The organism is Rickettsia endosymbiont of Nabis limbatus (assembly GCF_965196655.1).
Classification (GTDB): Bacteria; Pseudomonadota; Alphaproteobacteria; order Rickettsiales; family Rickettsiaceae; genus Rickettsia.
Genome location: NZ_OZ239771.1, coordinates 246,479 through 268,282, shown reverse-complemented (window position 1 = coordinate 268,282; position 21,804 = coordinate 246,479). Strand labels below are relative to the sequence as shown.

Sequence of the window (21,804 nt, the reverse complement as noted above, 5' to 3'; positions counted from 1 at the left end):
AGATTGTCAATAGTCGCTTAGCTTAAAAGATATATTATTTTAAAATTAGACTACATTTTTTAATGTTTAATGTCATTCCCGCGGAGGCGGGAATCCAGCGTAAATCGAGATAACCTACGCTTTTAATTTTAAAACTCGCTGTATTGATGCTTACTCCTCTGAATTCCCGCCTCCGCGGGAATGACATAGGATAGAGTATAACTACTTTTTAGCTTCGTTATTTGCAGCTGGAGGTAACATAATTTTTAAATCAGCTTTAGCTTCTAAATCGCTAATGTATTTTTTCAGTATTTCGGCTGCTAATACATTATCAATAGTCATTTTAGCTTCTTCTTTAGTTGGGATAGGTACAGGTTTTTTCTCAAGAACCTTAATGATATGCCAACCATAGTCAGTTTTTACTGGTGTTGAAACTTCGTTTACTTTTAAAGCAAAAGCTTTCTTTTCAAATTCAGGTACTAACTGTCCTGGTTGATTTAATAAAATATAACCGATTACACCACCATTTGTAGCTGAAGCTTTATCAAGAGAAGATTCTCCAGCAAGTTTAGCAAAATCTGCACCTTTATTTAATTTATTTTTTAAATCATTAGCTTCTTTTTCAGATTTAACTAAAATATGAGCAACTTTTATTTGTTCTTTACCTTTTAGGCTAGTTACATATTTGTTATATTCATCATCAAACATTTTATCAGTAAGATTAGATTTTACATAATTTTCTAATAATTCTTTTTGAGCTAATTGATTTTTTGCATTTTCAAGCTTTTCTTGGAATTCCTTAGAAGAGGTAATATTTGACTTTGCAACTTCTTCTTTTAACAAAATATTATTGACATAAATTCTTATCAATTTATCCTGATCTTGCGGTGGAAAATCGTCAAAATTTTTAATAGTTTCACCCGAAGGAAGATTAAGTTGCGGTTTAAATTCTTTCATTATTTGTGATTCTCTTACTTCACCATTTTTGTAAGTAGCAACTACTCTGTCTGAGTTATCTGCAAAAGCTATGCTAGAAAGCATACTAACGGATAAAAGTACAATTGATAGTTTTTTCATTATTTATGACTCATAATTTGTTAAATATAAGTTTAAATCCTATAAAAATAATAAATACCCGTCAACAGCTATTTTATAAATTTATTTATTAATAATTATTTACGGATTATTCTGCAACAAAATATATTCAAAACTTACGCTATGAGTGGAAGAGTGATAAATTATTGTAAGAATAAATGATACTCCTCGCAGCAGAGCTACGAGGTATCTATCCAAAAAGTTTTAACTGTTTTTGTTGAAATGCTTTATAAGAAGGTTTGCCTGAACCTTGATTTTTTACATAATTACGTAATTTCCGCTCATCACCATGTTTACCTACTGTGCTCATAAAATATCCTTTACTCCAAAACTCACTTCCCCATAATTTTTCTTTAAGATTTGGATATTTCTTAAACATTTCCTTAGATGTAATACTTTTTATGATTTGAGTTATTTTTGTTCGGCTATACATTAGTATTGACTGTAGTAAAAAATGTACATGATCTTTATCTACTCCTATTTCCAAAAATCTAATTTCATAACGAGCTTCTATGTCCTCACAAATTTTACATAAATAATCGTCTAGTTCCTCATTGAATATTACTCTTCTATACTTTGCCGGTGTTACTAAATGATATATTAGTACTGTGACATTATGACTTTTATGTATATAACTGCTTTCTTCCATGCATCTAGTATATCACGAAGCAGACCTTCGGGGAATTAAACCCTAAGAGATTAATTATAATGTCATTGATAATTTTATAAAATCACTTATATTTTAAGTACAAAAATATATTTAAGGATTTTGATGTTTTCTATATTGAAAAAAATTTTTGGTACGGCGAATGATCGTACGATAAAAAAACTATTTTCTGACATTGCAAAAATTAATTCACTTGAACCAGCAATTCAAAAATTATCAGATGAAGAATTAAAAAATAAAACTTTAGAATTTAAGGAAAAACTTAAAAATGGTGCTACTTTAGACGATATAGCGTATGAAGCATTTGCAGTAGTTAGAGAAGCTTCGAGAAGAGTATATGGGATGCGTCATTTTGACGTGCAGCTTATAGGTGGGTTGGTATTACATAGAGGAATGATTACCGAGATGCGTACAGGGGAGGGAAAGACTTTGGTCGCAACACTTCCTGCATATTTAAACGCTTTAGCTGGGAAAGGTGTACATGTAGTAACAGTTAATGATTACCTTGTCAGCCGTGACTCTGCTTCCATGGGTAAAATTTATAATTTTTTAGGTCTATCGGTTGGATGTATTATTGCTGGCATGCCAGATGAAGCTAAGCGAGAAGCTTATAACTCTGATATTACATATGCCACAAATAACGAGCTTGGCTTTGATTACCTAAGAGATAATATGAAATATAGCTTGCAGGAGCGGGTACTTCGTCCTTTTAACTTTGCTATTATCGATGAAGTAGATTCAATTTTAATAGATGAAGCAAGAACTCCTTTGGTTATTTCTGGTCCAGTTAATGATAATTCAGAGTTATATGGTAAAGTTGATAAGCTTGTACGTAGGCTTAATGTAAGTGATTTTGAAAAAGATGAAAAATTAAAAACTATCAATTTAACGGAAAGCGGCATTAGTCATGTAGAATCGCTTTTAAGCCAAGCAAATATTATAAAGCCCGATTCTGGATTATACGATTTTGAAAATTTAAGCTTAGTACATTACGTTAATCAGGCCCTTAGAGCTCACAACATGTTTACAATCGATGTGGATTATTTAGTACGTGATGGTAAAGTAATGATCATAGATGAGTTTACGGGACGTGTAATGGAAGGGCGTAGATATTCTGAAGGGCTACATCAAGCATTAGAGGCAAAAGAAAACGTAAAAATCCAAAACGAAAACCAAACGCTTGCATCTATTACTTTCCAAAATTATTTCCGTAATTACCCTAAATTATCAGGCATGACTGGTACAGCTATGACTGAAGCACCAGAGCTAAAAGACATATATAATCTTGATGTAGTAGCAGTGCCGACTCATAATAAAGTTACAAGACGTGACCTTGATGATGAAATTTATGGGAGCAAAAAAGAGAAATATGACGCTATTTTAAAGCTAATCAAAGATTGTTATGATCGTGGTCAGCCGGTGCTTGTCGGTACTGTAAGTATAGAAAAGTCAGAAGAAATTTCTAATATTTTAAATAAAAACAAAATACCTCATAAAGTATTAAATGCTAAGTTCCACGAGCAAGAAGCATTTATTATTGCCCAAGCTGGTAGGTTTAAAGCAGTAACAATTGCAACTAATATGGCAGGACGAGGCACTGATATTATGCTTGGCGGTAATCCTGAAATGCTGATAGAGCAGGTAGATAGAAAATCTTTAACTAATGCTGCTTATAAAGAAAAAGTAAATGAGATAAAAGCTCAAACAACTGAAGAAAAAAAGCAAGTAATTGCAGCAGGCGGGTTATTTGTAATAGGTACAGAACGCCATGAAAGCCGTAGAATAGATAACCAGCTACGTGGTAGATCAGGTAGGCAAGGTGACCCAGGTAATACTAAATTTTTCTTATCGCTTGATGACGATTTAATGCGTATTTTTGCCTCAGAACGTATTTCAGGGGTGCTTCGGACGCTTGGCTTGAAAGATGGTGAGGCTATACATCACCCAATGATTAGCCGATCACTTGAGAAAGCTCAGCAAAAAGTTGAGGGGCATAACTATGAAATACGTAAAAATTTATTACGTTTTGATGATGTGATGAATGATCAGCGTAAAATAATATATGAGCAAAGAACTGAAATTATTAAATCTAAAGATAGTTATGATTTCTTAAGTAGTACTACTGAAGAATTAGCTAAAAAGATAGTGCTAACTTTTATGACAGCGGGTTCTTATAGAGAAGATTGGGATATAGAGAATTTAAGCGTAGAGCTACACCGCACTTTTGCTATAAAGCTTGAGCAAAATCTAATAAGCAAAAATGATGTAACAGAAGAAGAAGTTACAAAAATTGTTATTCAAACAGCGGATAGTATATATAAGTCTAAGGAGGAAGCCTATAGTCCTGACTTAATGCATAATGCTGTAAAGTATATTTTATTAACTACTCTTGATCAGGTTTGGAAAGATCACTTGCATAGCTTAGATCACTTAAGACAAGGTATATCTCTTAGAGCTTATGCCCAAAAAGATCCTTTAAGTGAATATAAAAGAGAGGCATTTAACTTATTTGAGCATATGCTTAATAATCTAAAAGAACTCTTTATTCAAACAGTATATCACTTCCACATTGGCTTAAAGCATATTCAAAAAGAAGACGTATCGCTTGAAAATAAAAAGCTGCAAAATAATATGCATGAAAGTCGAGAAGATCCTGCATTTAGTAAATATAATGCAGGTAGTAACTTAGAAACTGATCTTAGACCTGTCATATCACGCATTAACCCAGAGGATAGAGACCCTAAAAACCCTATAAGCTGGGGAAAAGTATCGAGAAACGAGCTATGCCCTTGTGGTTCAGGTAAGAAATATAAATATTGCCACGGACTAAACGAGTAGGGAATTAAGTATTCCTAGTTGCATGGTTTCGATGTCATTCTTAGCTAAAAGCAGGAATCTAGTATAAAGCGAAATAACCTAAGCTTTATGCTAGATCTAGTTTCCAAGCCACGCTATGATATGACACCGATGAAGTTGCTAATATTACTACTTCGAATTATTAACTTTATTCTATGGGAGCATTCAAGCAATGCAAAAGGATTCAAAAATTAAAAAAATAACGCTTAAATATAGATGAAATAAAAAATAATATATAAAAATATCAAATAAATTTAAATTTGGGATTGACTAATCAATAATTTTATCTATAATCTAAGTTATCTAATAGTATTTGAACTCTACTATTAATATAAACCAAATCCAAGTGTAAGCTTTATGCTGGGATTCTGCTATTATAATTATTTTTAAAATAAGAAGTATAGCGGAAGTCGTTGTATTAATGGCTGAGCTTAATTCCCAGCACCTTATCCCTATTTTTTATTCAATTACATTTGAAGCCTATAAAGAGGCATCGTCATATATGGACGCCTGGTTAAAAACAAGTACTAAAAATAAAAAACAGTTAATGATAAATGAAGCAGTCATATATTCGGCATCAAAGTGCCATAATGGTTTCTGCATTCTGCCTAAGATCCTAGAGAACGCGAGTTTCGAATTAATATAGCATAGGATTTAGCATATCAAGAGAGATGTAATAGAAGGTTTATTATCAGACATTTGATAATTTATCAGTGCTGCAACCATATGCACAAAGGCATTTGTAACTGATCTATGCCTTGAATGCTCAAACTTCCCCAATAGTTTAATTTTACTAAACACAGATTCTATTAATGCTCTTTTAAGCAATAATATTTTATCCAACATAGACATAAGTTTATTTTTCATATTTTTCTTTACCCTAGTTACCATAAAAATTCCTTGCTCTAAAAGTTGTTGAAATAATTGTTGTGAAATATAACCACGATCTCCGAATACTTTACCAAAAAGATTTTTGATCATCAGTTCCAGCTGTTTTCTATCATCCTTATTGCCAGGGCTAAAAGATGCTTTAACTATACCACCGGCTCTATTAATTATTAGATGTAGTTTAAGTCCATAGAACCAACCTTTTGTTGTCTTACTGCGTGCTGCTATGCCGGCGAACACTTTATTCATTGAAATACGGTATCTCTTACATACCTCTATACTACTTGAATCTACAAAAGAAAGGCCATCACACTGATCCAAAATAGAATTAAATATCAGTACTAATAGTGGTAAATGTGGACCTATTATTTTTATAAATTGACTATAGCTTACTAATTGAAAATCTCTTTGATGATAAATCCATATTTGCTTCAGATAATAATTCTTAAAACAATCATAAGATGACTGCCAGTAGCCTATTATAATTGTTATTACCTCACTTCTGTTAAGTCGACTTTTAGGACCAGATTTGTTGTTATGGTTAGTAATTGAATTTGTATGCTTGTCTAATTCTTGAAAAAAATCATCGACGTAACAAAATATTTCTGTAAAATCCATTATCATAACGCGAATAGCGAATTAAAATGAATCAAAAATTAAGGAAAGAGTCTATAGAAGGTTTGATAGGAAGCAACTGGTAATTGATAAGAGAAGCGATCATGTGAGAGAAGGCATTTTTAACTGATCTATGCCTTGAATGCTCAAATTTATTTAACAATTTTATTTTGCTGATAACAGTTTCGACCAAAGCTCGTTTTAGCAGAAGTACTTTATCACTCAGAGGCATTAAAATATTTTTCATGCCTTTCTTAATTCGTGTAATAAGCTGAATATTTTTATCAAATAAATCATTAAATGACCCTTTACTTATATAACCACGATCACCAACCACCTTACCAAAAATATCTTTAACCATAGAAGAAAAATGTTTACGATCATCTTTATTGCCTGAGCTAAAAGATGCCTTTACTAAACCACCTTTTGGGTTTATGATTAAATGTAATTTCAATCCATAAAACCATCCTTTTGTTGTTTTTCCTCGAGCAGCTAAGCCATTAAAAACCTTATGTGAATAAATTCGATAATTTTTACAAACGCTAATTGATGTTGAATCTACAAATGAAGTACCATTACATTTATCAAATAAATGATTTAGTAAAATTGTTAAATGAGGTAGATATTCTCCTATCAATTTATTAAAATGTTCATAACAAACTAATTTAAAATCTTTAGAATGCATAGGTAAAATTATGTGTTTATAATAGTTTTTAAAGCAGTCTGACGATGATTGATAATAGCCTATTAATATGGTTAAAACTTCACTTTTAGTTAAAGAACTTTTTGGACCAGGTTTAGTTTTACTACTATTAATTACTAGAGTATTTCTATCAAAGTCTTTAAACAAATCATCGACAAAACAAAATAATGCGGTAAAATCAGTTTTCATAGGTTATTCTCTTTATTTTTCAAATCCAGAAAATAGCCTATGAACACTTATCCTGTCTACCTTTTCTTCTCCTCTATTTTATTCTTATTAATTCACTATTCGCGTTATCATAGGTTATTGCTCTTAAAGTTTTTTCAATAACCTATAAACTTTTTTCTTATACTATAAATACCATATTTTAATTAGCAATTTGTATTTTGTACTCACTTTATAACAAAAACAGTATTATCAATATCCCCGTAACCCACTGTTTATCAGCTATACAGCGACTTTTTGAATACGAAACTCGCGTTAGAGAGATTCACTCAAGTTAGCGGTATCTAGGTACCATGACGTTAGCTCGGATTTCATCCAGAATGATTATGTATTATCTCTTTAACCCGCCGTTTTATTATTCTACTTTGTTTTTATTTCTTTACCCCTATCTAGTTTAAAAATTATATAGTTTATAATTTATCCTAAATCTTAAGTACTATTATACCAATTGGTAATTTCTGTTCTTTACCAGACAGGCATAAGCGATTCTAGCCAATTTATTAGCTGTAGCTACTGCAATTACATTGAACGATTTCCCTTTTTCTTTTAATCTTTCAATAAATTCTGATAACGCTCCTGATGTCTGATTAGTTTTATAGCTTCTCATTGTCATTGCTAAAGTAAAAGGGACCAGTAAATTGCACGAAAAAGGGACCAGAGAATTTGGTGTAACCTAATAAGGTTATAATGTGCAATATTCACTAGATAATTAATTAAAATAAATATCTAGTGATACAATGATAAGAATAAATATGTACACAACAATTATCACCCTTTATAAGCAAGGCAATAGTCAAAGAAATATTGCCAAACTAACGAGAATAGACCGTAAAACAGTAAGAAAAATAGTAAACCGTTATGTAGAGTCTGGTACAGAATCTCCTGCACCCTATGAACGATCTTCAGCACTGGATTCTTGGCACGAACAAATAATTGAGTTATTAGAAAAGAATCTAAGTTACATAAGAATTTTTGAAGAGTTAAAAATTCAAGGTTATACAAAAAGTTATGGTTCGCTAACCCGTTATATCAAAAAATATAAGATACAAAATAACAGTTGCATTCGTTTTCATACTTTAGCAGGAGAGGAAGCACAAGTAGATTTTGGTGACATAGGCTTACAGTATAATTCTAAGGGGCGTAGAGTTAAAGCATATGTATTTAATATGCGTTTAAGTTATAGTCGCCTTGATTATTATGAAGTAGTGTTTGATCAAAGTTGTCAAACATGGATACAATGTCATATCAATGCATTTAATTATTTTGCTGGCAGTCCAAAAGTAATAAAACTTGATAATCTTAAAGCTGGAGTGGTAGATAGCAATTTCTATGAGCCCGTATATCAGAAGGAATACAAACGTTTAGCTGATCATTATGGAATTTTACTTTCTCCTTGTCGTGTATATCAACCTCAAGAAAAAGGCAAAGTAGAATCAGGAATAAAGTATGTCAAAAATAATTTTTTTGCTGGACGTAAATTTCATAGATATGAAGAATTAACACATGATCTTGCTAACTGGTTAAATAAAGCAAATAACCGAATACATGGTACTACTAAAAAAATTCCTCAGGAACTATTTGAGCAAGAAGAAAGTAATAATTTAATGCCTTTACCATTAGAAACGTTTGATTTGTCATCGTGGCATAATCGAAAAGTAGCAAAAGATTGTCATATCACCATAGATAATAATTATTATTCCGTACCGGCAAAATATATATACAGTGAGGTACTGGTACAATTATCACCAAAACTTGTTCAAATATTTTCTATCCAAAATGATTTAATAGCAAGGCACGTTAGAACAGATGGCAAAGGAATATTTACCACTAATCCGTCTCATTATGCCAAATATAAACGTCTATGCCCAGGTTTTATAGAATATAGTGAACATTATCAACAACAAATGCAGCAGATAGGAAATAATTGCAGTTTATTATTAGAGTTATTACAACAAACACGAGTAAATGATTGGCAACGTTGTGCTAGAGGTATTATTTCTTTACGTAAGGTTTACAATGATGAGTTAATAGATAAAGCTTGTCATAGAGCATTACATTACGGTATAAGTTCTTACTCTAAAATTAAAAATATCTTAAATAGTAATGCAGTAAACTTACCATTGCCAGAGTTTGGAGGTCAGAATGCAGAACTTGCTTAATGACCTACGTAGTTTTAGATTATCAGGTATAGTCAATAGCTTAAATGAAAGGATTATTTATGCTCAAAATAATAAACTAGGATTTAAAGAATTTCTCTCACTATTATGTGAAGATGAAAAATCTCACCGTAAGGATAATAATTACCGTCGTCGTAAAAGTGCTGCTAAATTACCAGTCACTAAAAATTTAGAAGACTTTGATTTTCAGTTCCAACCAAGTATTGATGCCAAAGTAATAAGTGATTTATCTACTTGTGATTATATTAATACTAAGGGCAATGTCATATTCATAGGTAATTCTGGAACTGGCAAAACTCATCTTGCTATTGGATTAGCATTAAAAGCTTTAACACGAGAATACTCTGTATATTTTACTACGGTATCGGATATGCTTTATAATTTACATATTGCAAGAGCAGATAATAGCTATCACAAAAAAGTTAAATTACTCTTATCATTTGACTTATTAATTCTTGATGAGTTAGGTTTTAAGCAATTACCAAAACATTCAGTAGATGATTTTTTTAATATTATTGCTAAACGATATGAAAATAAATCTACCATTATTACCACAAACAAGGATTTTGAAAGATGGAATGAAATATTTGCTGATGAGTTATTAACTCATGCAATTATTGATCGAGTAGTACATCATGCACATATACTAAACATCACAGGTAAAAGTTATCGTATTAATAACTATAAATTTGGAGGTCATTTGACATAAAAATTTTTACATATAGTGGTCCCTTTTTCGTGCAATTTACTGGTCCCTTTTTATTTGACAATGACAATCACCTGGAGGAGTGAGATCAATTTGGTTACGTAATGATTTAAACAATATCAATAAAAGGCTTAAAGCATTAGAAGCAAGGATGGCTCAGGATGGTATTGTACTTACTGAATCTCAGTTACAAGTACTAGAGAAACGACGTAGCGAAAAAGAAGCCCATGGCGAGATTGAGACACAGCATTCAGGTTATCTAGGATGCCAAGATACATATTATGTAGGAAATTTTAAGGGTATAGGTAAGGTTTATTCTCAGGTATTTATTGATAGCTATAGCAGAGTAGCTGATGCTAAACTATATATACTGATAAAACAGCTTTAACTGCTGCTGATATGCTTAATGACCGCGTGTTACCATGGTATGAAACTCAAGGCATACCAATACTTCGTATTCTGACAGATTGTGGGTCAGAATATAAGGGAAATATAGAGCATCATGCTTTTGAATTATTTCTAAGTATCGAAGGTATAGAACATACTATTACTAAAGCATATTCTCCTCAAACAAATGGTATGTGTGAACGTTTTAATAAAACTATGAAACAAGAATTCTTTGATACAGCTATGCGGAAAAAGATCTACACTGATCTTGATGATTTACAATTAGATCTTGATATTTGGTTAGAGCATTTCAATAATGAGCGACCACATTCAGGAAAATATTGTTATGGTAAAACGCCTATGCAAACTTTTAAGGATAGTAAGAAATTAGCTATTGAAAAGAACAATGAAATCTTATATCTTGAATACTTGTCTGACAGTCATAATTTATCAGATATTCAGATATAATTTTTATAGTGTCTGTAGGATCAAATCTTGACTTCTACACATAAATACTCTAAAAAAGAAATTATTTCAGTAGTAAGAGTTATATTATCTACTACGGAATTTACATTTGAGCAAGCTGAAATATTATGGCTCTCTCTCAATGATTATGAAAAATATAATGCTGACTTTTCAGATATTTTATTGAGTAAAATTAATAAAATATCTGGGTGTGATTTTACTATAAGCTTTGATAGTAAAGCTTTAAATTTAAAAGAGTTTGATGACCCTATTAATATCCTTAGAGAAAGATAAATAGCAATACTTTTAACCATGCGTTCTATGCTTACGTGGAGCATATTTATCTTGAACTTTTATTGCAGCACTTTTATTTTTATTTATAAACGATTCTAAATCTTCTTTAGTAAATTTGAACTTAGCAATATTTTCATCATAAGTTTTAGTTTTATTAAACCTTGTATCTTTGTTTTTATCTATAGCAAATACCTCTATAAAACTTTCTTTTACTTTATTAGAAGTGCTTAAATCATTCAATACATGTAATAAAGCTTTTACTGAGTTTGTATTGTCTTTTAATGTACCATTGTGACTAGTTGCAACCGCTATTACATATTCTGTAAGAAGCGGTTGTAAATTTTCTTCAGTTAGTGCATTAACATTACAAAATGATAATAGTATTTTTGCTTTATCATTATGATTTTCAACAATTCCTTGCTGCCATTTAGAATCATTATTTTCCTTTGATGGAATAAACATCTCTAACAACTTAGCACCAAAGGTTTTATTTAAATTCTTGTTGTCATAAACTTCATAAACATTTAATAGGAATTTTTGGCATTCAAGCATTTTATCTTTTTCTTTAGCAAGCCCATGATTATTGGCATATTCCATAGTTTGGCAATATCCTTTAATATGTAGATAATTAGCATATTTTTGGGCATTTTTGAAATCAAGAGTATCAATTCCTTGAGTATCTAAAACAACAGTATTTAAAGCATTTTCACGTAGCTGTTCATTTGTTTCTTTTAGAGTATCGGTATATTTAAATTTTCCGCCTATTTTTGCAAGCATTTTAAATAATACGTCAGCTAAAAATTTTACAATTTCACCTGGACTTTTAAATTCTTTAGCACTATATATCGCAATATTTGCATCCGCTTCCATACCAACACCAAAAGCCATAGAAAGAGTTCTTCCTTGCTTTTTAGCTAATATAATTTCATCTGTATCATTCGTTATTTCTTTTACATCAAATTCTGGTTCATTATCTTTAAAATATTTTGTCGGGACATTATCTAAATAACCACCATCAACATATTTTTTACCATTAATTTCTACAGGTTCAAAAACAAGTGGGATAGAAGCAGAAGCACGGCATGCTAAAGCAACTTCAACATCAGGCGTATTAAGGCTGCTAAAAATAGTTAGCACGCCTGCATCTTTCTCAACAGCTGTAACCACTAAATCTTTATAGCTAGCAGGATCATATTTTCGAAGTAATGCTAAGTCTCTAAAATATATTTTACCGCCGCTTTTATGCCTTTCTCTTAACTTATCTAAAGCTTCATCATCTTTGACAATTTTAATATCTGGTCTTTGTAAAAAATCACCTACATTATCTTTTATAGTTTTATCAAGCAAATCATATAAAGGTTTACCATCTTTATTTAATTGCAAAACGCCAGCAGAAAATCCTTTTTGCCCTAATAAATCTTGTAAATTAGTGGTTTTAGATATTTCTTCAAATCGTTCAGGCTTAGTCCCGAACGCTACAATTGCTGCAGTTATAGCACCAGCTGATGAACCTGCAACAGCTTTTACATTATCTAAAAGATCAGCTTTTTTTAGTGCAGCATAAACACCTGAATATATAGCCCCTTTAGCTCCACCGCCACTAAAAGCTACATATTCTATAAGAGCTTCTTTAGAATTTTCTATATTTTTAACTGGAATTTCTTGAACTTCTTTTAGATCGTCTATATATTTGACTTGATTTCCTTGAACTTCCTTTAAATCAATAATAGGTTTAATGAAATTTCGATTTTTTCTAAAGTTTTCTATTTCTGTCATAATTTATATTTATTTAGTTAAATTATTTTCTACGAATTCCCAATTGATCATATGTTTAATGAAAATGTCGACGTAATCAGGACGTTTATTACGATAATCAATATAATAAGCATGCTCCCAAACATCACATGCAAGAAGCGGTTGCATACCATTAGCTATAGGCGTACCAGCATTTGCAGTTTTTACAATTTGTAACCTATTGTTATGACATACAAGCCAAGCCCAGCCACTACCGAACTGCCCCATTGCTTCCGCTTTAAACTGCTCACAAAACTCTTCAAAACTACCAAAATCCTCATTGATTTGGTTTAATATCTTACCACTTGGCTTTCCTCCACCATTTGGTTTTATTGAATGCCAAAAAAATGTATGATTCCAAACTTGTGCAGCATTATTAAAAATTGTAATATTCTGATTTTGTGATGACCATTCTATAATTTCTTCTAAATTCTTTTTTTGTAATTCTTCTTTATCTTTTAGCAAATTATTTAAATTCTGCACGTAAGAATTATGATGTTTGCCATGATGATATTCAAAAGTTTCAGCAGTAAAATGTGGTTTAAAACTTTCTTTGTCATAAGGTAAATTAGGTAGCACAAAGGGATAGGAAGTTTGATTAGATTTATCACAATATGTCATGTTATTTTTCTCCTGTTTATTATTAGTCTCTAGAAAAAATATATAGAGAATAGTTTTTTGTACGAATAATCAAAAAACTTATATCATATATAAGCATACTGTATTTACTAAAACTAATAAATAAAAAAATAATAAGGAAAATAATATAGAGATAGTAATACTTTAAAGGCACATTGCTTGCGGAATTTGATTCTACTACCTCGCGTCATTCTACAATACTTAATATTTTTTAGAATTACTTAAGTATGAACGTATAGCAATCTTTGCTTCCTTATCGCTAGTAACTACTGGCAAAAAAATCGTTTTATAGTCAACTATTTCTTCAGCTGCATAACTCAAATTAAAAAACAATATTATAGAAATAAAACTTAAAATTTTTCTCATTGCTCCCTATTTATAACGCTTGTATAAAACTCTACGATCTTATATTTTACCGCTATTGGATCATTCATTAAATTAACAGCTCCCCTAAATTCTGCCGAGTTAGGCAGCCCACTACTATACCAATCCATATGTTTACGAGCGATAGACACACCCGCAGATTCGCCATAATAATCGACGATAGCCTGATAATGCTCAAGTACTACATCTAATTGACTCTCTATAGAGGGTGCCGGTTTTTCCTCACCTGTTTTAAGATAGTGGTCAATTTGCGAAATAAGCCAAGGTTTGCCATATGCCCCTCTACCGACCATAACCCCATCTGCACCGGATTTCTCTAATGCTTCTTTAGCTTTGGTAAAATTAGTGATATCGCCATTAGCAATAACTGGAATTTTTACTGCTTCTTTAACGTTTCTGATGAACTCCCAGTCGGCATTACCTGAATAAAATTGACATCTAGTTCTGCCGTGAACTGTCACCATTTGAATCCCTGAATCTTCTGCAATCTTAGCTAGCGTTGGAGCGTTTTTTGTCTGATCATCCCAGCCCATACGCATTTTAACAGTTACAGGAATTTTTACTGCTTTAACAGCTGCTTCAAAAATCTTAGCCGCAAGCCCTTCATCTCTCATCAAAGCCGAACCTGAATAGCCATTTACTACCTTTTTCGCTGGACAACCAAAATTCAGATCAATAATTTTTGCTCCCATATCCTCGTTCATCTTAGCAGCTTCAGCTATAACGTTTGGCTCACAACCGGCAAGCTGTACGCAGGCACTTGTTGCATCGTCTTGCATAATAGAACATTTTTGCAGTGACTGCCTAGATTCTACAATCATCGCTCTACTTGCAATCATTTCTGACACCACAAGCCCCGCACCAAATCTTTTCACTAATCTTCTAAATTCCAAGTCCGTCACACCGGACATCGGAGCAAGGATTACGTTTGAAGTGAGTTCAATATTACCAATCTTAATCATAAAAAATGCTGTATAAATAATTATGTATACCTTTAATACTTCAAGATTTGGCAAGCCAAATTTCGGGATTCGTCTGTGCTCACGTAGTTTATCTACGTTCCGCAGAGTCACCGCTTATTTGACCTACCAACTTTTGAAGTATTTGCGGTATATTATACTATAATTTCTTATTTTTGTCTAATACTAGTAATTTAGGAATAGACAAAAGCCAATTAATCTATTATAAGGATTAGATTACTTTTCTTTATATACATTGTTGTATAAAATCATTAATGAAGATATACATCGCAAATAAATAAAAAAGTATACGACGATCAACTTCAAAAAGAGCAAGTAGTCTAAAGCCCTCGGAGTGCAGCGTACATGCAAGTAACGTGAGTACCGCAGATCTTATAAGACGACGTAGCCAATTTTCGAAGTTCATCAAGTGTACGGTCATGTAGCTCAGTTGGTAGAGCAAAGGACTGAAAATCCTTGTGTCGTTGGTTCGATTCCGACCATGGCCACCACTTCTTAATCACTCCCCATTAATTAGCTTTTAAAAGTAATTGATTTTATTAAGACCAGAAATAATTTTCATTACTTTTTAAGACTTTTATATCTAGAGCAAAATCATTCTCATCATAGATAAAAATTTTAAATGATACTCCTCGCAGCAGAGCTACGAGGTATCTATCCAAAAAGTTTTAACTGTTTTTGTTGAAATGCTTTATAAGAAGGTTTGCCTGAACCTTGATTTTTTACATAATTACGTAATTTCCGCTCATCACCATGTTTACCTACTGTGCTCATAAAATATCCTTTACTCCAAAACTCACTTCCCCATAATTTTTCTTTAAGATTTGGATATTTCTTAAACATTTCCTTAGATGTAATACTTTTTATGATTTGAGTTATTTTTGTTGGGCTATACATTGGTATTGACTGTAGTAAAAAATGTACATGTTCTTTATCTACTCCTATTTCCAAAAATCTAATTTCATAACGAGCCTCTATGTCCTCACAAATTTTACATAAATAATCGTCTAGTTCCTCATTGAATATTACTCTTCTATACTTTGCCGGTGTTACTAAATGATATATTAGTACTGTGACATTATCACTTTTATGTATATAACTGCTTTCTTCCATGCATCTAGTATATCACGAAGCAGACCTTCGGGGAATTAAACCCTAAGAGATTAATTTGAGATATGATAAAGTACCAAAAATAATAGAACGAAATAAACCAAAATAAGATTTTGGCAATTGTTTATCAATTATAAGTATAGTTTATTGCATGGCGATTTAAATAAACTACGAATTAAAGTATAATAAGCATAAGATTTATAGGGTTTCTTAGCTAAAATAAACTCTATCATTAAATCCCTATCTAAACCATTGGGATAAATTTCCCGTAATAATTCTTCGTTTTTAATAATAAAATCTAAATATGGTTCAATAAGGGTTATTCTTTTTTCTACAATATTGTTCATAACGGTTTAATCTCCTTTAAATTAATTTAATTTTGATCACCAAAAAGCAAAACTTATTTGGTGACCGGGGAGTTAGAAACACCGTAAGAACAACAGCTATAATAGGCTTTAGGCTTAAAGCAAATGCTATAAGCCCTGAACATACCCTACTATCCCCCCGATCAAAAAAAATCGAGGATTACATTTTTACGATAAAATGATAAATCGGTTCTTAAGAGGTTTCTACACTCCAGAACAGCCTTTAGCTGCCCCAAAAAGATTCTAAGCAAAACTTTAAATAAGTCAATCTGATTTTATAAGTTTTGTTTAATGTATTGATAGTTGCGTAGGTCGAAAAACGTCCTTAGTGTCATCCCGTGGCAGTATTACCCATGTGGCGACATGTCCAATTTTTTAAATAAAATGAGTATATGTTGGATTAGATGAGTGATTGCAGTAGCTTGTAAAAATCAGCAGCCAAGAAAAGCGATCCGGTTATTACGATATTTGCTTTATTATCGCCGTTTATTTTTTTTATGTCCATAATTGCTTCTTCAAGGCTTTCACTAGCAGTAAAATCGATACCGGTTTTATTTGCCTCTAAAGCTATTGTTTCTGCATTATAGCTTAATACTTCAGATAAAACTTTAACACTATAACCTTTAATTGCCAAATCTTTAAAGTAAGCACAAAACTCTTCTATATTGCGGTTTTTAGTCATGCCGAGTATTAAATATATCGGTGATTTTAAATTATCATGAATCCACGCTGTTAAGGCTTGTGCTCCACTATTATTATGAGCTCCATCCACCCAAATTTGTACGTTATCACCTATTAATCTAGAATATTTTTGCGGATTAATTTTCTCAATTCTAGCAGACCAAATAGTATTTTGTAGACCTTTAGAAATAGCCTCATTATTAATATTAAATTGCTTATTAATAAGACTTATTAGTGCAATAACGCTTGCTGCATTGATTAATTGATGATCACCGGCTAAAGAGGGACCAGGAAATTCATGTGTAAAATTTCGTGATGAGTAAATAAATCCATTATCCGTTTTCTGTATGCCGAAATCATACTCATAACAAAAGGTGGGAGCTGCTAAATTTTCTGCCTTTGCAAATAATATTTCATGAACTTCGGGAACTTGCACGCTTATAACACAAGGCACGCCCTGCTTCATGATGCCAGCTTTTTCAAAAGCTATCAACGGCAATGTTGACCCTAGCATATGCATATGATCATATGAGATGGGAGTAATTAACGTAATTAATGGCTGATCTATTACATTTGTTGCATCTAACCTACCACCCAGCCCTGTTTCTAAAATTAATATATCAGCTTTATTACTTGCAAATGCTAGAAAAGCTGCCGCCGTAGTTCCTTCAAAAAAACTAGGTTCAATATTGAACTTCTCGCATACTACCCTCACCTGCTCACAAACTTGCCATAATTCATTATCTGAGATTTTCTCGCCTGCTACTATAATTCGCTCGTTAAATTCTAATAAATGTGGGGAAGTGTAGCAATGTACTTTATAGCCGGCAGTCGCAAAAATGCTTTTTAGCATAGCACTGCTTGAGCCTTTGCCATTCGTACCTGCTATATGTATTACAGGAGGAAGCCTTAAGTGAGGATCACCTAAAGCTTTTAAAAGACTATTTATATTTTCAAGATCGTATTTAATTTGATTTTTCCAGTTTGGTTTTGGTACTGGAAAGTGCGGCATAAACATTTTTATTGGTTTTTTTAGGAACAATAGAGTTATATAATACTAAAAAGGCTTAAGATAGGTTTAAAGAAATATTTATCAATAACTAATCTAAATCTTGACAATATTTTAGGGCTTTATTCAATTCTATTATTTCTTTAGAGGATAATTTACCAATTTTCATATTAATTTTATCAACCATAATACAAGATTGTGACTTAAGACCATTTAACTTTGTAGGATTTAATGGCAAACGATAATTTGAGGTATTTATTAGATAGCTTGTTATAGGGCAAACTAATATACTTGAAAGAGTTTTATTTAGTGAATTAGATTGGACAATAACAGCAGGACGAGGCTTGCCATAATTTCCACTTAACACACAGACTACAATATCACCTTTCTTAATTTCTGTTTTGTCCATTAATCTCTTAGGGTTTAATTCCCCGAAGGTCTGCTTCGTGATATACTAGATGCATGGAAGAAAGCAGTTATATACATAAAAGTGATAATGTCACAGTACTAATATATCATTTAGTAACACCGGCAAAGTATAGAAGAGTAATATTCAAAGAGGAACTAGACGATTATTTATGTAAAATTTGTGAGGACATAGAAGCTCGTTATGAAATTAGATTTTTGGAAATAGGAGTAGATAAAGAACATGTACATTTTTTACTACAGTCAATACCAATGTATAGCCCAACAAAAATAACTCAAATCATAAAAAGTATTACATCTAAGGAAATGTTTAAGAAATATCCAAATCTTAAAGAAAAATTATGGGGAAGTGAGTTTTGGAGTAAAGGATATTTTATGAGCACAGTAGGTAAACATGGTGATGAGCGGAAATTACGTAATTATGTAAAAAATCAAGGTTCAGGCAAACCTTCTTATAAAGCATTTCAACAAAAACAGTTAAAACTTTTTGGATAGATACCTCGTAGCTCTGCTGCGAGGAGTATCATTTAAATCCAATCTTTGTGATCTTGATTTGCTTCCCATTCTTCTTCTAGATTTTTTTGTTTACTAGCTAATAAAGATTGTCGTTTGGCTTCATTAGCTAATTTTTTACTTTCTGATTCAACAAATAAACGTATAGCTTCATTAACCAACTCTTGTATATCACGATGTGATAAATTAGCTAAATGATACTCCTCGCAGCAGAGCTACGAGGTATCTATCCAAAAAGTTTTAACTGTTTTTGTTGAAATGCTTTATAAGAAGGTTTGCCTGAACCTTGATTTTTTACATAATTACGTAATTTCCGCTCATCACCATGTTTACCTACTGTGCTCATAAAATATCCTTTACTCCAAAACTCACTTCCCCATAATTTTTCTTTAAGATTTGGATATTTCTTAAACATTTCCTTAGATGTAATACTTTTTATGATTTGAGTTATTTTTGTTGGGCTATACATTAGTATTGACTGTAGTAAAAAATGTACATGTTCTTTATCTACTCCTATTTCCAAAAATCTAATTTCATAACGAGCTTCTATGTCCTCACAAATTTTACATAAATAATCGTCTAGTTCCTCTTTGAATATTACTCTTCTATACTTTGCCGGTGTTACTAAATGATATATTAGTACTGTGACATTATCACTTTTATGTATATAACTGCTTTCTTCCATGCATCTAGTATATCACGAAGCAGACCTTCGGGGAATTAAACCCTAAGAGATTAATGTAAGCGCTTTGCTTAATTGCGGCTCTAATTGCAGATTAGTTAAAGTATTTTTTTGGCCGAGTAGAAATCATAGCTCTTACCATCCTTTAATTAATAAAGTTTCATTGCTATGATAGCCCTCACACAACCGTGCTTGTGGTTTTCCCACACACGGCTCTTCAATATAGCTATTCTGCTTTGAAGTAGTACCATATAAAGAAAACTTTATTTTTGGCATTGGTAGCGGATTCCACTGCAAATAGTTATTAAACCATTTATAGCTTACTTTTCTACTACCTCTTCGGTTTATCCACTTATGTACCATTTGTACAGTTCTATAGTAAAACTTAGAGATCGATTGAAAATTACCGCTAATACCATAATAATTATAATGTCCTGTTAGTTTTGATTTTAGTGTTGGCCACCATTCTTTCAAAGCTATTTGAGATCTTATTGACTTTAACCATTCTTGAGTTTCTTTTAGTTTTCTTGCAAAACTACTCTTCATTGTCTTATGACCCATTACAAAGTATCCTTGCCTACTTTTTCCACAATAGTGAGTAAAACCAAGAAAGTTAAATGTCTCCACTTTCTCTTTCCTTTTACTTGCTAGTTGCCAAGGGCGTCTACCAAACTTAACCTTCCTTGTTTTCTCTTCTGATATGCTTAATCCAAAAGCTTTTATCCTATCTTGTAGTAAGTTTAAAAATTCTTCTGCATCTTTAGCACTTTCACTACACACCACAAAATCATCACAGTATCTTATTAACTCTACATAGCCTTTAGCTTTTGACTTAAAGACTTTCTCAAACCATAGATCTAAGACATAATGTAAGTAAATATTTGCAAGTATTGGACTTGCTACTGAGCCTTGCGGTGTACCTTGATCACTGCTACTAACAACACCATCCTTAGTTGCTCCAGCTTTTAAAAGCCTTCTTATTAGCCACATAAAATTCTTGTCTAATATTCTTTCTTCTAAACACCTTTGCAACCAATAATGATTTATGTTATCGAAAAATTTTCTAATATCAACTTCTACAACATAGTTGATTGGCTTTTTCATCACTACTTCATTTAAGGCTTTTATTACTGAATGACAGCTTAAGTTAGGACGAAATCCATAAGAGCATTTTAGAAAATCTTGTTCATATATTGCTTCTAACAATTTCTTCACTGCTAATTGCACTATTTTATCTTCAACTGTTGAAATACCAAGCCCTCGCTTTTCTCTGCTGTTAATTTTAGGTATATATACCATTCTAACTGCACTAGCTCTGTAGCTTCTATCTTTTAGTCTCTGCACAAGGTTTTCTACATTCTCCTCTAGATTCTTGCCATATTCTTCAACCGTTACTTCATCTATGCCACAAGCTCTGTTCTTTTTCAGCTCTTTGTAACATTTAATAAGATTCTCCTTATTTACATGATGCACAAGTGCTGTAAATTTTAGCTTCTTATCTTCCTTAGCTTTAGCAGATATAAGTTTAAGTTTACTTTCCATTCTACTCTCTAACCTCCGTGTATTAGTGAATTAAGCGTACTTATACTAACGCTATATTGCTGACCCCTTCCCCATGTACATGGCTTTCCCATGCTCAGAGTACTATGAGTCAGTCCGACTTCCATTGTATCATCCTTTAATTCTTGCTCTTAACAGCTTGTTTTAAAGTACTAACTTGCGTAAGAATACAATGGATCTCCTAGGTTCAGGTAAATTCCATCTTGTAGCGTGTCATGGCCTGCGACTCCGGTAGAGCGATAGTTGCTTGCCTTACCGCAACTACACATCCTGTTTTCCATGAAATGAAGCATGTCAACCTCTACGATATCGTATATTTCGGAGCTTATATCCTTCACTTGCGTTACAACCCACTACATCCCTCCTCTCAGCTTCACATAATTCGTTACCTCCATATATGTGAAATTTGGTTCTACGCTGTTGGCTAAACTTTACGTAGGTTGGATTTTCACCAACTGTAATTTACCCGCTTTGCCTAGCACCATCATTTTATACCTACACAACATAATTGATAATATAATTATAACATATTATATTATCAATTACACTGTATTTGAATTACATGTTGTTAACATTTCTATATTGAGCTTTTTGAAATATAGCC

Annotated in this window: 22 protein-coding genes, 1 tRNA gene and 1 pseudogene; 7 read left to right on the top strand and 17 right to left on the bottom strand. The window is 32.0% G+C overall.

What is annotated here, in order from left to right; translation table 11 throughout:
• Window positions 1–201 precede the first annotated feature (201 nt).
• Both ACOAL3_RS01485 and tnpA (ACOAL3_RS01480) read right to left on the bottom strand, forming a co-directional pair.
• The gene (locus tag ACOAL3_RS01485; protein ID WP_395476506.1) at window positions 202–1,056 is read right to left on the bottom strand and encodes a peptidylprolyl isomerase; all 855 of its coding nucleotides are present in this window, start codon (window positions 1,054–1,056) and stop codon (window positions 202–204) included.
• Window positions 1,057–1,264: 208 nt separating this feature from the next.
• A complete protein-coding gene (gene tnpA, locus ACOAL3_RS01480) occupies window positions 1,265–1,723 on the bottom strand; it encodes an IS200/IS605 family transposase (RefSeq protein WP_419235195.1) in 459 nt (152 codons plus the stop codon).
• Window positions 1,724–1,846: 123 nt separating this feature from the next.
• On the opposite strand from tnpA (ACOAL3_RS01480), the gene secA reads away from it, so the two are divergent.
• A complete protein-coding gene (gene secA / locus ACOAL3_RS01475) occupies window positions 1,847–4,579 on the top strand; it encodes a preprotein translocase subunit SecA (protein ID WP_419235671.1) in 2,733 nt (910 codons plus the stop codon).
• Between the two features lie 498 nt (window positions 4,580–5,077).
• On the opposite strand, the gene ACOAL3_RS01470 is transcribed toward secA, so the two are convergent.
• The 4 genes from ACOAL3_RS01470 to ACOAL3_RS01455 form a co-directional block, all read right to left on the bottom strand.
• Complete coding sequence (locus ACOAL3_RS01470) at window positions 5,078–5,200, bottom strand: hypothetical protein (protein ID WP_419235194.1); 123 nt, start codon at window positions 5,198–5,200, stop codon at window positions 5,078–5,080.
• Window positions 5,201–5,251: 51 nt separating this feature from the next.
• Window positions 5,252–6,109 carry an IS982 family transposase gene (locus tag ACOAL3_RS01465; protein WP_419234519.1) on the bottom strand — a complete coding sequence of 286 codons (858 nt, stop codon included), beginning with the start codon at window positions 6,107–6,109 and terminating at the stop codon, window positions 5,252–5,254.
• A 25-nt stretch (window positions 6,110–6,134) separates the two neighbouring features.
• A complete protein-coding gene (locus ACOAL3_RS01460) occupies window positions 6,135–6,992 on the bottom strand; it encodes an IS982 family transposase (RefSeq protein ID WP_419235103.1) in 858 nt (285 codons plus the stop codon).
• A 475-nt stretch (window positions 6,993–7,467) separates the two neighbouring features.
• Window positions 7,468–7,641, bottom strand: a complete 174-nt coding sequence (locus tag ACOAL3_RS01455) for a hypothetical protein (RefSeq protein WP_419235193.1) — start codon at window positions 7,639–7,641, stop codon at window positions 7,468–7,470.
• Between the two features lie 139 nt (window positions 7,642–7,780).
• Here ACOAL3_RS01455 and istA point away from each other — a divergent pair, with 139 nt between their 5' ends.
• The 4 genes and pseudogenes from istA to ACOAL3_RS01435 all read left to right on the top strand — a co-directional run bounded on the left by istA (window position 7,781) and on the right by ACOAL3_RS01435 (window position 11,057).
• Window positions 7,781–9,187 (top strand): IS21 family transposase, encoded by a 1,407-nt coding sequence (gene istA, locus ACOAL3_RS01450; protein WP_419234561.1) that lies wholly within the window; start codon window positions 7,781–7,783, stop codon window positions 9,185–9,187.
• The gene (gene istB / locus ACOAL3_RS01445; protein ID WP_419234522.1) at window positions 9,171–9,914 is read left to right on the top strand and encodes an IS21-like element helper ATPase IstB; all 744 of its coding nucleotides are present in this window, start codon (window positions 9,171–9,173) and stop codon (window positions 9,912–9,914) included. Before istA ends, istB begins: the two co-directional genes overlap by 17 nt.
• Window positions 9,915–9,981: 67 nt before the next feature.
• Window positions 9,982–10,766, top strand: a pseudogene (locus tag ACOAL3_RS01440) (integrase core domain-containing protein); the annotation flags it as partial.
• 27 nt (window positions 10,767–10,793) lie between these two features.
• Window positions 10,794–11,057: a hypothetical protein gene (locus ACOAL3_RS01435; RefSeq protein ID WP_419235192.1), complete on the top strand. Its 264-nt coding sequence runs from the start codon at window positions 10,794–10,796 to the stop codon at window positions 11,055–11,057.
• Between the two features lie 12 nt (window positions 11,058–11,069).
• Here the strand turns inward: ACOAL3_RS01435 and ACOAL3_RS01430 are convergent, their stop codons facing one another.
• The 4 genes from ACOAL3_RS01430 to dusB form a co-directional block, all read right to left on the bottom strand.
• Window positions 11,070–12,833, bottom strand: a complete 1,764-nt coding sequence (locus ACOAL3_RS01430) for a patatin-like phospholipase family protein (RefSeq protein WP_419235191.1) — start codon at window positions 12,831–12,833, stop codon at window positions 11,070–11,072.
• A 9-nt stretch (window positions 12,834–12,842) separates the two neighbouring features.
• Entirely contained in the window at window positions 12,843–13,472 is a 630-nt protein-coding gene (locus ACOAL3_RS01425) for a superoxide dismutase (RefSeq protein ID WP_419235190.1), read from the bottom strand.
• A gap of 219 nt (window positions 13,473–13,691) precedes the next feature.
• Entirely contained in the window at window positions 13,692–13,856 is a 165-nt protein-coding gene (locus tag ACOAL3_RS01420) for a hypothetical protein (protein ID WP_419235678.1), read from the bottom strand.
• The gene (gene dusB / locus ACOAL3_RS01415) at window positions 13,853–14,836 is read right to left on the bottom strand and encodes a tRNA dihydrouridine synthase DusB (RefSeq protein WP_419235670.1); all 984 of its coding nucleotides are present in this window, start codon (window positions 14,834–14,836) and stop codon (window positions 13,853–13,855) included. The genes ACOAL3_RS01420 and dusB overlap by 4 nt, the downstream gene beginning before the upstream one ends.
• Window positions 14,837–15,269: 433 nt before the next feature.
• Between dusB and ACOAL3_RS01410 the strand changes: the two genes are divergently transcribed.
• Window positions 15,270–15,345: transfer RNA gene (locus ACOAL3_RS01410), tRNA-Phe, on the top strand.
• Between the two features lie 163 nt (window positions 15,346–15,508).
• On the opposite strand, the gene tnpA (ACOAL3_RS01405) is transcribed toward ACOAL3_RS01410, so the two are convergent.
• The 4 genes from tnpA (ACOAL3_RS01405) to ACOAL3_RS01390 all read right to left on the bottom strand — a co-directional run bounded on the left by tnpA (ACOAL3_RS01405) (window position 15,509) and on the right by ACOAL3_RS01390 (window position 18,428).
• A complete protein-coding gene (gene tnpA / locus ACOAL3_RS01405; RefSeq protein ID WP_419235156.1) occupies window positions 15,509–15,967 on the bottom strand; it encodes an IS200/IS605 family transposase in 459 nt (152 codons plus the stop codon).
• Window positions 15,968–16,095: 128 nt separating this feature from the next.
• Window positions 16,096–16,311 (bottom strand): hypothetical protein, encoded by a 216-nt coding sequence (locus ACOAL3_RS01400; protein ID WP_395476692.1) that lies wholly within the window; start codon window positions 16,309–16,311, stop codon window positions 16,096–16,098.
• Between the two features lie 418 nt (window positions 16,312–16,729).
• Window positions 16,730–18,028 carry a bifunctional folylpolyglutamate synthase/dihydrofolate synthase gene (locus tag ACOAL3_RS01395; protein ID WP_395477693.1) on the bottom strand — a complete coding sequence of 433 codons (1,299 nt, stop codon included), beginning with the start codon at window positions 18,026–18,028 and terminating at the stop codon, window positions 16,730–16,732.
• An 82-nt stretch (window positions 18,029–18,110) separates the two neighbouring features.
• A complete protein-coding gene (locus tag ACOAL3_RS01390; RefSeq protein ID WP_395476693.1) occupies window positions 18,111–18,428 on the bottom strand; it encodes a type II toxin-antitoxin system PemK/MazF family toxin in 318 nt (105 codons plus the stop codon).
• A gap of 53 nt (window positions 18,429–18,481) precedes the next feature.
• On the opposite strand from ACOAL3_RS01390, the gene tnpA (ACOAL3_RS01385) reads away from it, so the two are divergent.
• Complete coding sequence (gene tnpA / locus ACOAL3_RS01385; RefSeq protein WP_419234618.1) at window positions 18,482–18,940, top strand: IS200/IS605 family transposase; 459 nt, start codon at window positions 18,482–18,484, stop codon at window positions 18,938–18,940.
• A 32-nt stretch (window positions 18,941–18,972) separates the two neighbouring features.
• Here the strand turns inward: tnpA (ACOAL3_RS01385) and ACOAL3_RS01380 are convergent, their stop codons facing one another.
• The 3 genes from ACOAL3_RS01380 to ltrA all read right to left on the bottom strand — a co-directional run bounded on the left by ACOAL3_RS01380 (window position 18,973) and on the right by ltrA (window position 21,182).
• Window positions 18,973–19,119, bottom strand: coding sequence for a hypothetical protein (locus tag ACOAL3_RS01380; RefSeq protein WP_419235189.1), 147 nt, complete (start codon window positions 19,117–19,119; stop codon window positions 18,973–18,975).
• Window positions 19,120–19,184: 65 nt separating this feature from the next.
• A complete protein-coding gene (gene tnpA / locus ACOAL3_RS01375) occupies window positions 19,185–19,643 on the bottom strand; it encodes an IS200/IS605 family transposase (protein ID WP_419234569.1) in 459 nt (152 codons plus the stop codon).
• A gap of 132 nt (window positions 19,644–19,775) precedes the next feature.
• Entirely contained in the window at window positions 19,776–21,182 is a 1,407-nt protein-coding gene (gene ltrA / locus ACOAL3_RS01370; protein WP_419234521.1) for a group II intron reverse transcriptase/maturase, read from the bottom strand.
• Between the last annotated feature and the right edge of the window lie 622 nt (window positions 21,183–21,804).

Coding starts and splice junctions, on each gene's coding strand:
- ACOAL3_RS01485 (WP_395476506.1), bottom strand. CDS start 1,056: ATGAAAAAACTATCAATTGTACTTTTATCCGTTAGTATGCTTTCTAGC.
- tnpA (WP_419235195.1), bottom strand. CDS start 1,723: ATGGAAGAAAGCAGTTATATACATAAAAGTCATAATGTCACAGTACTA.
- secA (WP_419235671.1), top strand. CDS start 1,847: ATGTTTTCTATATTGAAAAAAATTTTTGGTACGGCGAATGATCGTACG.
- ACOAL3_RS01470 (WP_419235194.1), bottom strand. CDS start 5,200: ATGCAGAAACCATTATGGCACTTTGATGCCGAATATATGACTGCTTCA.
- ACOAL3_RS01465 (WP_419234519.1), bottom strand. CDS start 6,109: ATGATAATGGATTTTACAGAAATATTTTGTTACGTCGATGATTTTTTT.
- ACOAL3_RS01460 (WP_419235103.1), bottom strand. CDS start 6,992: ATGAAAACTGATTTTACCGCATTATTTTGTTTTGTCGATGATTTGTTT.
- ACOAL3_RS01455 (WP_419235193.1), bottom strand. CDS start 7,641: ATGACAATGAGAAGCTATAAAACTAATCAGACATCAGGAGCGTTATCA.
- istA (WP_419234561.1), top strand. CDS start 7,781: ATGTACACAACAATTATCACCCTTTATAAGCAAGGCAATAGTCAAAGA.
- istB (WP_419234522.1), top strand. CDS start 9,171: ATGCAGAACTTGCTTAATGACCTACGTAGTTTTAGATTATCAGGTATA.
- ACOAL3_RS01430 (WP_419235191.1), bottom strand. CDS start 12,833: ATGACAGAAATAGAAAACTTTAGAAAAAATCGAAATTTCATTAAACCT.
- ACOAL3_RS01425 (WP_419235190.1), bottom strand. CDS start 13,472: ATGACATATTGTGATAAATCTAATCAAACTTCCTATCCCTTTGTGCTA.
- ACOAL3_RS01420 (WP_419235678.1), bottom strand. CDS start 13,856: ATGAGAAAAATTTTAAGTTTTATTTCTATAATATTGTTTTTTAATTTG.
- dusB (WP_419235670.1), bottom strand. CDS start 14,836: ATGATTAAGATTGGTAATATTGAACTCACTTCAAACGTAATCCTTGCT.
- tnpA (WP_419235156.1), bottom strand. CDS start 15,967: ATGGAAGAAAGCAGTTATATACATAAAAGTGATAATGTCACAGTACTA.
- ACOAL3_RS01400 (WP_395476692.1), bottom strand. CDS start 16,311: ATGAACAATATTGTAGAAAAAAGAATAACCCTTATTGAACCATATTTA.
- ACOAL3_RS01395 (WP_395477693.1), bottom strand. CDS start 18,028: ATGTTTATGCCGCACTTTCCAGTACCAAAACCAAACTGGAAAAATCAA.
- ACOAL3_RS01390 (WP_395476693.1), bottom strand. CDS start 18,428: ATGGACAAAACAGAAATTAAGAAAGGTGATATTGTAGTCTGTGTGTTA.
- tnpA (WP_419234618.1), top strand. CDS start 18,482: ATGGAAGAAAGCAGTTATATACATAAAAGTGATAATGTCACAGTACTA.
- tnpA (WP_419234569.1), bottom strand. CDS start 19,643: ATGGAAGAAAGCAGTTATATACATAAAAGTGATAATGTCACAGTACTA.
- ltrA (WP_419234521.1), bottom strand. CDS start 21,182: ATGGAAAGTAAACTTAAACTTATATCTGCTAAAGCTAAGGAAGATAAG.